The sequence below is a fragment of the Alistipes sp. HGB5 genome, assembly GCF_000183485.2.
GTDB lineage: Bacteria > Bacteroidota > Bacteroidia > Bacteroidales > Rikenellaceae > Alistipes > Alistipes finegoldii.
Genome location: NZ_AENZ01000065.1, coordinates 40109 through 52347, shown reverse-complemented (window position 1 = coordinate 52347; position 12239 = coordinate 40109). Strand labels below are relative to the sequence as shown.

The window sequence follows — 12239 nt, the reverse complement described above, 5'->3', positions numbered from 1 at the left end:
ACCAACCTCCCGCGGGTGATGCCGTTTTCGGCTCCGAACGGTTGATTTTTTTGCATCATTCCGTCCTGTCCCGTCCCGTCCTGTCCCGTCCCGTTGTCCCGTCCTGTCCCGTCCTGTTCCCGTTTCCGTTTCCGTTTCTGCTTGTTTGCCTTCCGATCCCGCCCCCCCCCCCTGAAAAAAGCGGGGGAATATTTGGAATCCCGGAAAAATTCGATATATTTGTGATATCAAAATAATATCACCTAAAACTTACGGATATGGAGAATGGAAATTTTGTCTACAAGGGCTGGAAATGCAATGGTTTTCTGGCTTTGACGCTGATCTTCGTCGGGTTGGCGCTGGGTGTGTGCGCGATCGTGTTCGGCGCGCAGCGTATCGACGCAGGGCTGGCGTTCGGCGTCGGGCCGGTCGTGATCGGCTCGGTCTGGTGTCTCTGCATGCTGATCTGCATGGCGGGCTTTATGCTGCTGGAACCCAACGATGCCCGCGTCAACTATCTGGCCTATGCCCCCGAAATCGCCGCCGTGATGCTGCGCCGCCAGCAGGCCGACGCCATCATTTCGGCCCGCGAAAAGATCGTCGAGGGCGCCGTGTCGATGGTTCACATGGCCTTGGAGCGTCTGGGCAACGAACATATCGTCGAACTGGACGAGGAGCGCAAGGCGGCGATGGTCACCAACCTGCTCGTCGTGCTCTGCGCCGACGAAGCCGCGCAGCCGGTAGTCAATGCCGGAACCCTTCACCATTGATTTAACTGCCGATGGCTAAAGAGAACAATAACAAGAGTTTCGTACTTCGCATCGACGCCGCGACCATGGAGGCGCTCGAAGGGTGGGCGGCCGACGAGTTCCGCTCGATCAACGGGCAGCTGCAGTGGATCATCGCCGACGCCCTGCGCCGCAGCGGCCGCCTGAAAAAGCCCCGTCCCGCCGGACCGGAGTCCGGCGATTCGACGGGGCTTCCGTCGGGCGATGCCGCTTCTGCAAAACCCCCGGTTCCGCCCCGGAGCGATTATCCCGACGATATTTAACCGATACGCTAATTGATATGTGCAATCTATTGAGCAAAAATCGAATAGGATTGTGTGGAAAACTCCGTGGCTCGCAATCAGACGGGGGCATGTCCGCTTTGTGTCCGGTTCGGAGCGTGTCCGGTGTGCGTCCGGGGCGGGGTGTGTCCGGTTTGCGTCCGGGGCAGGGCATTTCCGCTTTGCGTCCGGTTTGGAGCGTGTCCGGTGTGCGTCCGGGTCGGGGTGTGTCCGCTTTGCGTCCGGGGCAGGGCATTTCCGCTTTGCGTCCGGTTCGGAGCGTGTCCGGTTTACGTCCGGTTCTGGGTGTGTCCGGTTTACGTCCGGGACGGAATATGTCCGGTCGGCGGTATGGGCGGATTGTCTCCGGTTTGCAGGTCGTGGGCGGACTGCTGGTCTTTTTTCTCCTGCTTCGGCCCGACTGGCTGCCCCGCTGGGTCTATTGGGGTGTGCTGGCGCTGGGCGCCGCCCTCACCCTCGGCGAAATGGCGCTCGATTACCGCCGCCGTCGTCCGCGCCGGCGGTGGCGCGATGCGGGGCTGGTGCTGTTGTCGCTTTCGGTGGTCTGGATTGTCATTTTGCCGCCGTTCTTTTTCTGGGGAGTCTCCGGCGAGAAGGAGTTGACCCGCGCCACGCTGGGATTGGGTGTCGCTGCGCTCGTCGCATGCGTCGTCTGCCTGCTGCGCTGGCGGCGTTTGCGCGCCGAGGCTGAAATGCGCCTTTGGAAGCTGAAAGCCGAACGCCGAAGACGCGACATGCTTTGCGCCCGTGCCGCGGCGGAAGGAGGTGGGCGATGAGACTCCGGAGATGGTTTTATGCGATTGCTTCGGTGTTTGCGGTCGCGCTGGTGATGTTCCCGCTCAATTTTTTGTGGGTGGGGCAGTCGCCGCTGCATGCGGCGGTAAGTTCCCTGCTGTTCGGCCTGCCCGCATTGCTCTCGGCATGGACGCCCAAGGAGCGGCGTACCGGCAGGCGCAACGAATCCCGTGGGACTGCCGTGTGTGCGCAATCCCGCAGATGTGCCGGAGCCGGCATCCATGCCGCACCTGCCGGGCGTATTGACTCCGCCGCGAATGCCGGAGCCGCCATGCCAGCCGGGGTCGCAAGGTGCAGCGAATCCGCCGGTCGTGCCGGCGCTGAAAGGTTCGGCGAATCCGCTGCGCATCCGGAATCCTGCGGCCGCACTGCGTCCGCGGACGGCACCGAACCCGCCCGGCGGAAATCCCTGTTGTCGAAAGCCGCGCTGGGGATCGCTTTTTGTGTGCTGGCGGCGATGCTGGCGTACGATATTGTGACCGAAGGCGTGGCCGTCGGCGTTACGAAAGCGGTCGGATTCGTCCTGTTGATATTGGTTGCCGCATTGGGGAGTAGATTGGGTTACCTAAAGTTTTAGTTTATGAAAAGAATAGTCGTTTTTACGGGCGCCGGGGTGAGCGCCGACAGCGGCCTTGCCACGTTCCGCGATTCGGACGGCCTGTGGGCCGACTACCGTATCGAGGATGTCTGCACGCCCGAAGCCTTGGCGCACAACCGCGCCACCGTGATCGAATTTTACAACAAACGCCGCCGCGAGATGCTTGCCGCCGAGCCGAACGCCGGGCATCGGGCCATCGCGGAGCTGGAGCGGGATTTCGAGGTCGAGGTGCTGACACAGAACGTCGATAACCTCCACGAGCGCGCCGGATCGTCGCGGGTGACGCATCTGCACGGCGAGCTGATTCGCCTGCGTTCGTCGCGCGATTCCGGGCTGATCGTCCCGATCGAAGGGTGGGAGCAGCGGCTCGACGCCACGGCTCCCGACGGGTCGCTGCTGCGGCCGCATATCGTCTTTTTCGGCGAGTCGGTGCCGATGTTCGAACGTGCGGCGGAGATCGCGCAGACGGCGGATATCATGGTCGTCGTGGGCACTTCGCTGGCGGTCTATCCTGCGGCGTCGCTGGTGCGTTACGTGCGGCCCGACATTCCGATTTACGTCGTCGATCCCGGCAATCCCGATACGGCGGGCATCCGCAATCCGCTGACCCTGATCCGCAAACGCGCTGCCGAAGGCATGCCCGAACTGGCCGCCCTGCTACGGGAACGCTATGCCGGATAGATAGGGTGTTGCTACGAAAGAGGGTGTCTGCACTGCGGCAGACACCCTCTTTTTTGTTCGTATTTCTCCCAGAAGTTTCCGCAATCCGCAGTTCGCGCGGCGTGCGTCGGCCGGAGGACTATTTCAGGTCCTTGAAATAGATGTCCAGCAGCTCTTTGGCGGCGATGAACGACGAGATCTTGTCGTCCAGCACGCGCTGTTCGTATTCGGCGATGCGCGATTCGACCGCGGGATCGTGGTAGAACGAGTTGCGCAGCACTTCGTTGATCGACTCGTACATCCAGTATTTGTTCTGGCGGTTGCGGTTGTGTCGGAAGTAGCCGTTGGCCTCGATGTGGTCGAGGAACTCTTCGACGCCTTTCCATACCTCTTCCAGTCCCGTTCCGGCTACGGCCGAGCAGGTGTAGACTTTGGGCCGCCAGCCCGATTCCGGCAGAGGGAAGAGCCGCAGCGCCCCCTGAAACTGGGTTTTGGCGAGTTCGGCCTTGTGGATGTTTTCGCCGTCGGCCTTGGTGATTACCATGATGTCGGCCATCTCCATGATGCCGCGCTTGATGCCCTGCAGCTCGTCGCCCGCGCCCGAAATCTGCAGCAGCATGAACATGTCGACCATCGAATGTACGGCCGTTTCGGACTGTCCGACGCCCACCGTCTCGATGAAGATCACGTCGAATCCCGCGGCTTCGCACAGCACGATTGTCTCGCGCGTCTTGCGGGCCACGCCGCCCAGCGATCCCGCCGAGGGCGAAGGGCGGATGAAGACGTCGGGATTGCCCGAAATGCTCTCCATGCGGGTTTTGTCGCCGAGAATCGAGCCGCCGCTGCGTTCCGACGAAGGGTCGATGGCCAGCACGGCGAGCTTGTGCCGCAGCGAGGTGACCATGTTGCCGACGGCTTCGATGAAGGTCGATTTTCCGGCTCCGGGGACGCCCGTGATGCCGATGCGGACCGATTTCCCGGCGTGCGGCAGGCAGCGCTCGATGATCTCCTGCGCCTGCGCGTAGTGCGCAGGGTTGTTGGACTCGATGAGCGTGATGGCCTGCGAAAGGGTGGTGATGTTGCCGGCGAGAATGCCCTCGACGTATTGGTCGGTCGAGAGCTTCGGCTTCTTGCGGCGCGTGAAGTAAGGGTTTACGATCGGCTGATCTTCAACGCCTTCGGTGACGTTCAGAGCCGTGTCGTGGTGCATGTCGGCGTACTCTTTTTCGTAATGGTTTATCTTGGTGAAAGACATGTTGTTATTTGCTTGATTTATCGATGATTTCGGGTGTCAGGTGAAGTGAATTTCCCTGCCAGAGCGCCCTGTTTTTGGAATCGACCAGCACCCCGAACGGAACGTACTGCACGCCGAACGCCGTGAAGATCTTGCCTCCGGCGTCTATCGCCACGGAGATTTGCGGCGATAGGTAGGGTCTGAGCAGGGGGCCTATTTTGTCCTCTTTTTCCTGCGTTATGACAACCACGCGCAGTTTGGTACCCAATTTGTCCGTCATCGCCCGGAGCTGTTTGAGCGACGTGATGCAGGCCGCGTTCGACGACTGGAAGAACTCGACGTAGGTCAGCCGCGGCGTGGCTGCGGGTTTCTGTCCGTCGAGCCATGCCGGGACTTTCAGTTCGGGCACACGCTCGCCCAGAGCGATATTCTGCGCGTCGGCCGCCGCAAAAGGCAGCAGGGCCGCGAAGAGTAAAATAAGCAGTACTTTCTTCATAAGAGCGGACTTATTTTTAGCGAAGATAACAATTATTTGCCACATAGACGAAATTTTTTACTTGGACTTATGAAAATCGGATTCGACGACACCCCGGCCGCACCTGCCGGAACCTATTCCCAACACCTTGCCAGACTTTTGGCCGAGTATGCCCCGGAGCATGAATATATCATTGACGGAAAGCGCTGTAAGGAGTTCGACCTCTACCACGGCTTCCGGCCCGGACTTCCCTTTCCGGTGCTGCTGCGCCGCATACCGTGCGTCATGACGGTCCACAACCTCAATTTCCTGCGCTACCCGCATCTCTATTCGCTGGGCGAGCGGCTGGTGCTGCTGCGCCTATACCGGCGGATGCTGCGTTCGGCCAGCCGGGTGATTACGGTCAACCGCGACGCGCGGGAGGAACTTTCGGACCGGCTGCGGATCGACCCCGGCAGGATCGAGGTCGTGATGCCGCTCGCGGCGCGTATGCCGCAGAATCCGCCCGACGGCGCCGAGCTGGAAGGCGTGCGGCGCAAATATGCTCTGCCGCGCGATTTCGTGCTGATGCTGGGGACGGTCGAGCCGCGCCACAATCAGGAGGTGCTGTTCGAGGCGCTGGCCCTGCTCCGGGAGCGGGAGCGCGAGATGCTCGAAACGAGAGGGGCGGAGATGCCGGCGGCAGCGGAACGGACTGAGGTGCGGGCTGCGGAGCGAACCGGGGCGCAAGCCGGGATGCAAAGCGGGACGGAAGCTGGGACAGAAACCGGGGCGGAAACCGGGACTGAAGCTGGGGCGGAAACTGGGATGCGAACCGGGGCGCGGACCGGGGAACAACCTGCAGGAGGTGCTGCGGAGCGAACCGGGGAGCGGGCAGCCGGACGGAATGTGGAATCGGTTGCGGAAGCGGGGGCTTTTGCGGAGACTGTTGCGCGATCCGTGCGGGAGCCGGACGGCGGCGGGGACCTGAATCCTGAAAATGCAGGCTGGCGCGACGATACGGCGTCGGATGGCGTCGGAGGGTACGGCGACGTGGAAGCTGGGGCCGGGTTGGCAATGCGCGGCGTCGGTGAGGACACTCCGGATGCGAACCGGAATACGGTCGCGGAGTTCGCCCCTGCTGGTCGGGAGCGTGTCCGCCCGGCGGACGGGACCGCTCGGAGCGGCGGCGCCGGAACCGACGGAACCGACGAAACCGCCGGAGTCGTTGGAGTCGGCGAAGCCAGTGGGGCCGCGGACCGCGGTGCCGACATGTCGGTCGAAGGTGTTTGCCGCAGTGCCCGTACATCCGTCGGAGATGCGGGCCGCGACGTCGGTGTGTCCGTTGCGGATGCGGGGCGCAGTGACGCCGCCGTTGCCGCAGGGCGGCGGGGCGCTGCCGGAACCGACGGCCGACCTCCGCTGCCGCAGCGCGTCGGAGTTGTGGTGTGCGGCCGCCGCACGGCGTATGCCGACTTCCTGCTGGGCTATGCACGTGAGCGGCATATGGCGGCGCGGGTGGATTTCATCTACGAACTTTCGCCCGAAGACCTGCCGGCGCTGTTCCGGCTGGCCCGGACTTTCGTCTACCTGCCCGACGCCGAAATCGAGGCTTCGATCGTGCCCGTGGTCGAAGCGCTGAGGGCCGGGCTGCCGATAGTGCTGAGCGATACGCGGCTCAACCGCGAAGCGGCCGGAGACGCGGCAGTTTATGTCGATCCCGAAGCGGTGGGAGAGGTCACCGCGGCATTGGAAAACGTGCTCTGGGACGAGACCTTCCGCAGCGAAATGCGCCGGCGCGAACGCCGCCGCGCCGAGCTTTTTTCGGAATACGCCGTCGCCCGCCGTCTGATCGATATTTACACTTCGTTGTGAAGCGCGCGGCCGGCCCGAAAAGTGACAGATATTCCGAAAAAAATACGATAAAAGGCTTGGGGATTTCGAATTTAATGCCCTATCTTTGTGTTCGTTTTATAACAGTGCCTTGAAATGACACGGAACATCCACTAACTTAAATTAATATTTTGCTATGAAAGTTTCTCATATCGAGCATCTTGGCATCGCGGTGAAGAGCCTCGATGAAGCAATTCCCTATTGGGAGAACGTTTTGGGCCTGAAGTGCTATGCCGTCGAAGAGGTCGCAGACCAGAAGGTCCGCACGGCGTTCTTCATGCTCGGTCAGACCAAGATCGAACTGCTGGAGCCCACTTCGGAGGAGTCTACCATCGCCAAGTACATCGAAAACCGCGGTGTCGGCATTCATCACATGGCGCTTGCCTGCGAGAATATCGAGGAGCAGCTCGCCGACGCCGAGGCCAAGGGCATCCGCCTGATCGACAAAACCCCGCGCAAGGGCGCCGAGGGCATGACCATCGCCTTCCTGCACCCCAAATCGACGCAGGGCATCCTCACCGAGCTTTGCGAGAATAAGAACAAATAGTGTAAAAAGGAATATTACGGAATCTCCGAATTCCGCCAAAGGCGGAACAGAAGTCCCTCCCTTGGGATGGATTTAGGGTGGGGTCAGACCTGTAAACGCGGCAGCAGGCCGCGGGCGATACCTGCCGGGGAATTCCGGGGTTCGGGAAAATTACAAACCTACATACTTATGAGTGAAATTCAAAACAAAATCAACCAGCTCATCGAGAACCGTGCCACCGCACGTCTCGGAGGCGGTCAGAAGCGTATCGACGCCCAGCATGCCAAGGGCAAGTTCACGGCCCGCGAGCGTATCCAGATGCTGCTCGACGAAGGCTCCTTCGAGGAGTTCGACATGTTCGTGACGCACCGCTGCTATGATTTCGGCATGGACAAGAGCCACACCTTCGGCGACGGCGTCGTGACGGGGTACGGTACGATCGACGGACGTCTGGTCTATGTCTTCGCACAGGACTTTACGGTAACGGCGGGTTCGCTGTCACTGTCGATGTCGGACAAGATCTGCAAGGTGATGGACATGGCGCTGCGCAACGGCGCGCCCTGCATCGGCATCAACGATTCGGGCGGCGCCCGAATTCAGGAGGGTGTCAACGCGCTGGCCGGCTACGCCAACATTTTCCAGCGCAACGTGATGTCGTCGGGCGTGATTCCGCAGATTTCGGCCATCTTCGGTCCCTGCGCCGGCGGCGCCGTCTATTCGCCCGCGCTGACCGACTTCATCATCATGAAGAAGGAGACGTCGAACATGTTCCTCACGGGCCCGAAGGTCGTGAAGACCGTGACGGGCGAGGACGTGACGCAGGAGCAGCTGGGAGGCGCCACGATGCACACCACCAAATCGGGCGTGGCGCAGTTCGCCGTAGATACCGAGGAGGAGGGCATCGCGCTGATCCGCAAGCTCATTTCCTATATGCCGCAGAACAACATGGAGGACGCTCCGCTGGCGGTCTGCACCGACAAGATCACCCGTCTGGAGGATTCGCTCAACGAGATCGTTCCTGACAGCGCCAACAAGCCCTACGACATGTCGGAGGTCATCAAGGCGATCGTCGATAACGGCGAGTATCTGGAGTCGGCTCCCGGCTATGCCAAGAACATCATCACCTGCTTCGCCCGTTTCAACGGCCAGAGCGTGGGCATCGTCGCCAACCAGCCCAAGTTCATGGCCGGCGTGCTCGATATCAATGCCAGCCGCAAGGCCGCGCGCTTCATCCGCTTCTGCGACGCGTTCAACATTCCGATCGTGACCCTCGTGGACGTTCCGGGCTTCCTGCCGGGTACGACGCAGGAGTACGGCGGCGTCATTACCCACGGCGCGAAACTGCTCTTCGCATACTGCGAGGCTACGGTTCCCAAGGTTACCGTTACGCTGCGCAAGGCTTACGGCGGCGCATATATCGTGATGTCGTCGAAGCACATCCGCGGCGACATCAACTACGCATGGCCGACGGCCGAGATCGCCGTGATGGGCGCCAGCGGTGCCGTCGAGGTGCTCTACGGCAAGGAGGTCGCAGCGATCGAATCGCCCGAAGAGAAAGCCAAGTTCGTGGCCGAAAAGGAGAAGGAGTACAACGACAAGTTCTCGAACCCCTACAACGCCGCCCGCTACGGCTATATCGACGACGTGATCGAGCCGCGCAACACGCGTTTCCGCATCATCCGCGCCCTGCAGTCGCTCTCTACCAAACGCCTGCAGAACCCGGCCAAGAAACACTCTAACATTCCGTTGTAGTATGAAGCGTGCGATTTTAACAGCAGGATTGCTCTTCGCGGCTTTGGCTGCTTCGGCCAAAGGCGCCGATACGATCCTCGACAAGGACCCCGTCGGCATCTACGTTACGATCGTTTCGGTGGTGACGGTGCTTTCGGCGCTGATCGTCCTCTTTCTGCTGATCCAGCTTTTCGCCAAAGTCATGGTGAAGAGCGCGCAGAAGAAGGCCGCCAAGTCGAAGACCCGCGGCATGCTGGTCGACGACATGAAGGTCTCGGTGCCTGCGGGCTGCGACAGCGTGGTCAACGGCGAGATCATCGCCGCCATCGCGCTGGCCGTGAAGCTCAACAAGGCCGAGATGCACGACCGTGAGAGCGACGTGATTACTATCAACAAGGTGGCGCGCGTCTACTCGCCGTGGAGCTCGAAAATCCACGGTCTGACCCCGATGCCCGAACGAATCAGAAAATAAATTTAGAGAGCGCTCCGCAAGCCGTCCGAAATCCGCTTTCCGCCGCAGGCATGCCGGCCCCGCCGGGGCGGTCCCGATCGGTGCGAACGCCGGAACCGGGACTGCGGTCCGGAACCGGAAGACGGCGCGGAATTAAACAAACGAATTTTATGAAAGAATACAATTTCAAAATCAACGGTAACGACTACACCGTCGGCATCGAGATTCTCAACGACACCGAGGCCGATGTGATCGTCAACGGCGCCTCCTATTCGGTCGAGGTGCTCGACACGACCGTGAAACCCAGCGTGGCGGCCAAACCTCAGGTGGCGGCCGTTCCCGCTTCGCATCCCGTGCAGCCTTCGACCGTTCCGGTTACGAAGCCTGCCGCGGCGGCTCCTGCGGCTGCGGGCGAGTCGCCCGTGAAAAGCCCGCTGCCGGGCGTCATCCTCGACATCCGGATCAAGGAGGGCGACACGGTGGCCGTCGGCCAGACGCTGGTGGTGCTCGAAGCCATGAAGATGGAGAACAATATCGACAGCGACCGCGCCGGCGTTGTCAAGTCGATCAAAGTCAACCGCGGCGACTCCGTGCTGGAGGGCGACGTGCTCATAACTCTCGGATAGGCGTATGTTAGACTTCCTTTCATCGTCGTTCCTCGGCGAAAGCGTATCCAAGTTCGTGCACGAGACGGGATTTGCGCAGCTCTTCCTGCAGGAGGGCGGCTACAAGTACCTCATCATGATCGCCGTGGGGTGCTTCTTCCTCTATCTTGCCATCAAACACAAGTTCGAGCCTATGCTTCTGGTGCCGATCGGCTTCGGTATCATCATCGGCAATATCCCGATGGTGACCGGCCACGGAATCGGCATCTATGAGGAAGGCTCGGTGCTCAACTACCTCTATTTCGGCGTCCGTTACGGCGTCTACCCGCCGCTGATCTTCCTCGGCGTGGGCGCCATGACCGACTTCTCGTCGCTGATTTCGAACCCCAAGCTGATGCTTATCGGCGCTGCTGCGCAGATCGGTATCTTCGCGGCCTACATGGGCGCTCTGGCGCTCGGATTCCCGGCCAATGAGGCCGGTTCGATCGCCATCATCGGCGGCGCCGACGGTCCTACGGCCATCTTCCTGACGAGCCGTCTGGCTCCGGAGTACATGGGCGCCATAGCTATCTGCGCCTATTCGTACATGGCTCTCGTACCGGTCATCCAGCCGCCCGTGATGCGTCTGCTGACCTCGTCGCGCGAACGCCTTATCAAGATGCGTCCGCCGCGTGCCGTCTCCTCCACCGAGAAGATTCTCTTCCCGATCATCGGTTTCCTGCTGACGACGTTCGTCGTGCCTGACGCGATTCCGCTGCTGGGTATGCTCTTCTTGGGCAACCTTCTGAAGGAGTCGGGTGTGGTGAAGCGTCTGGCCACCACGGCCAGCAACCAGCTGATCGACATCATGACGATCCTGATCGGCATCACGGTGGGAGCTTCGACGCAGGCGTCGGTCTTCCTGACTCCCAAGACGCTGGGTATCTTCGTGCTGGGTGCATGCTCGTTCTTCATCGCCACGATGGGCGGCGTGCTGTTCGTCAAGTTGATGAACCTCTTCCTGAAGGAGGGCAACAAGATCAACCCGTTGATCGGCAATGCTGGCGTTTCGGCCGTTCCGGCCGCCGCGCGCGTGTCGCAGGATATGGGTATCCGCTACGACCGTTCGAACTACCTGCTGATGCACGCCATGGGTCCCAATGTGGCCGGTGTGGTCGGGTCGGCAGTCGCCGCAGGTATTCTGCTCTCGTTCCTCGGATAGGGGATTTCGATATTGACAGGGACGGCTTCGGGGCCGTCCGGTGTAAAAGAGGGTTTCGGGTTGCCGAAGCCCTCTTTTCGTGCGACAAGGCGGAGTCGGAGTTTCGGTGTTCGTGGCCGGAGTTTTCAGTGTGAGGGCCGGGGGTACGGGACGGAGTTCGCAGATGCCGGGGGAGGCGGGTGCGGTTGGAGTTGGAGTTGTTGCAGTTGGGGGGGCGGTTGTGGTTGTGGTTGTGGTTGTGGGGGATGTGCGGGCGACGGACTTGCAATTTCTCCTTTGTATGTTTTCGCTGTTTTTCGTATTTTTGCAAACTGAAAAAACGTTTTTATGAACCGGGTGAAGTGGATATTGCTGGGGGTATGTCTCTTCGGGATGCTGATCGGGGCGGCCGTGGCGTATTCCGGCTATGTGAAAAAGCGGCTGGATGCCGATGGGGCGGAGACCCGTGCGGTGCTCACCGCGAGTTTTTCGCGGACCGAATGCGTCGGATACCGGCCCGGATACCGGGGACGGATGCACCGCAATTTCCGTGAAAAGCGCACCGTCTATTATTTCAGATACCGGTTCAGGGTGGGCGGGACCGATTATACCGGCAAGGTCCGCAAAACGGAAAATCTCATGACGGCCCGCATCGGCGATTCGGTCGTCGTGCGTTATCTGCCGGACGATCCCGACGTACATCGCTTGGTCCGCAGCGAGGGCGGCAAATACAGGGTGATACGGCCCCGGCCGCGCAGCCGCGCCCGTCGTTCGGCATCCTGATTCCTCCTGTCTCCGTGGCCGTGCCCGCCGTTCGGCGTCCTGACCCGTCCTGATCCGTCCCCGTCTCCATTGTCGTGTCTGCCGTGCGGCGGCATGCCCCGTCCCGTTTCCGCAGCCGTGCCCGCCGTGCGGCGGCGTGACCCGCCCTGTCTCCATTGCCGTGCCCGCTGCTCCGGCCTTCGGTGCGTTCGCGGCATGCTTTTTTAGCTGTTGCCGGGACTTTAATTGCCTTAAAATAAGAATTTTTCGGCGATTGTTCAAGTTTTTTGTTTTTCGGATTT

The 12239-nt window shown here is 60.9% G+C and carries 12 protein-coding genes and 2 pseudogenes; 12 read left to right on the top strand and 2 right to left on the bottom strand.

Features of this window, described 5'->3' with window-relative positions:
• Positions 1-443: 443 nt before the first annotated feature.
• The 5 genes and pseudogenes from HMPREF9720_RS16055 to HMPREF9720_RS11400 form a co-directional block, all read left to right on the top strand.
• Positions 444-749 (top strand): annotated as a pseudogene (locus HMPREF9720_RS16055) (SPFH domain-containing protein); the annotation flags it as partial.
• An 11-nt stretch (positions 750-760) separates the two neighbouring features.
• Positions 761-940 (top strand): annotated as a pseudogene (locus HMPREF9720_RS11415) (hypothetical protein); the annotation flags it as partial.
• Positions 941-1335: 395 nt separating this feature from the next.
• Complete coding sequence (locus tag HMPREF9720_RS11410) at positions 1336-1824, top strand: hypothetical protein (RefSeq protein WP_254654390.1); 489 nt, start codon at positions 1336-1338, stop codon at positions 1822-1824.
• Positions 1821-2420 (top strand): hypothetical protein, encoded by a 600-nt coding sequence (locus tag HMPREF9720_RS11405; RefSeq protein ID WP_039940558.1) that lies wholly within the window; start codon positions 1821-1823, stop codon positions 2418-2420. Before HMPREF9720_RS11410 ends, HMPREF9720_RS11405 begins: the two co-directional genes overlap by 4 nt.
• Before the next feature lie 3 nt (positions 2421-2423).
• Complete coding sequence (locus HMPREF9720_RS11400; protein ID WP_009598508.1) at positions 2424-3122, top strand: SIR2 family NAD-dependent protein deacylase; 699 nt, start codon at positions 2424-2426, stop codon at positions 3120-3122.
• A gap of 118 nt (positions 3123-3240) precedes the next feature.
• On the opposite strand, the gene meaB is transcribed toward HMPREF9720_RS11400, so the two are convergent.
• Together meaB and HMPREF9720_RS11390 are read right to left on the bottom strand one after the other, a co-directional pair.
• Positions 3241-4356 (bottom strand): methylmalonyl Co-A mutase-associated GTPase MeaB, encoded by a 1116-nt coding sequence (meaB, locus tag HMPREF9720_RS11395; protein WP_009598497.1) that lies wholly within the window; start codon positions 4354-4356, stop codon positions 3241-3243.
• A 4-nt stretch (positions 4357-4360) separates the two neighbouring features.
• A complete protein-coding gene (locus HMPREF9720_RS11390) occupies positions 4361-4831 on the bottom strand; it encodes a TlpA family protein disulfide reductase (RefSeq protein ID WP_039940556.1) in 471 nt (156 codons plus the stop codon).
• Between the two features lie 69 nt (positions 4832-4900).
• Here HMPREF9720_RS11390 and HMPREF9720_RS11385 point away from each other — a divergent pair, with 69 nt between their 5' ends.
• The 7 genes from HMPREF9720_RS11385 (at position 4901) to HMPREF9720_RS11350 (ending at position 11958) form a co-directional block, all read left to right on the top strand.
• Entirely contained in the window at positions 4901-6664 is a 1764-nt protein-coding gene (locus HMPREF9720_RS11385) for a glycosyltransferase (RefSeq protein ID WP_009598500.1), read from the top strand.
• Positions 6665-6818: 154 nt separating this feature from the next.
• The gene (mce, locus tag HMPREF9720_RS11380) at positions 6819-7229 is read left to right on the top strand and encodes a methylmalonyl-CoA epimerase (protein WP_009598511.1); all 411 of its coding nucleotides are present in this window, start codon (positions 6819-6821) and stop codon (positions 7227-7229) included.
• Positions 7230-7397: 168 nt separating this feature from the next.
• Positions 7398-8960, top strand: a complete 1563-nt coding sequence (locus tag HMPREF9720_RS11375; RefSeq protein ID WP_009598470.1) for an acyl-CoA carboxylase subunit beta — start codon at positions 7398-7400, stop codon at positions 8958-8960.
• A gap of 1 nt (position 8961) precedes the next feature.
• Positions 8962-9411 carry an OadG family protein gene (locus HMPREF9720_RS11370; protein WP_009598471.1) on the top strand — a complete coding sequence of 150 codons (450 nt, stop codon included), beginning with the start codon at positions 8962-8964 and terminating at the stop codon, positions 9409-9411.
• A 149-nt stretch (positions 9412-9560) separates the two neighbouring features.
• Positions 9561-10016 (top strand): biotin/lipoyl-containing protein, encoded by a 456-nt coding sequence (locus HMPREF9720_RS11365; RefSeq protein ID WP_009598478.1) that lies wholly within the window; start codon positions 9561-9563, stop codon positions 10014-10016.
• Positions 10017-10020: 4 nt separating this feature from the next.
• On the top strand, positions 10021-11196 hold the full coding sequence (locus tag HMPREF9720_RS11360; RefSeq protein ID WP_009598515.1) for a sodium ion-translocating decarboxylase subunit beta: 1176 nt from the start codon (positions 10021-10023) through the stop codon (positions 11194-11196).
• Positions 11197-11523: 327 nt separating this feature from the next.
• Positions 11524-11958 carry a DUF3592 domain-containing protein gene (locus HMPREF9720_RS11350; RefSeq protein ID WP_014776336.1) on the top strand — a complete coding sequence of 145 codons (435 nt, stop codon included), beginning with the start codon at positions 11524-11526 and terminating at the stop codon, positions 11956-11958.
• Positions 11959-12239 lie beyond the last annotated feature (281 nt).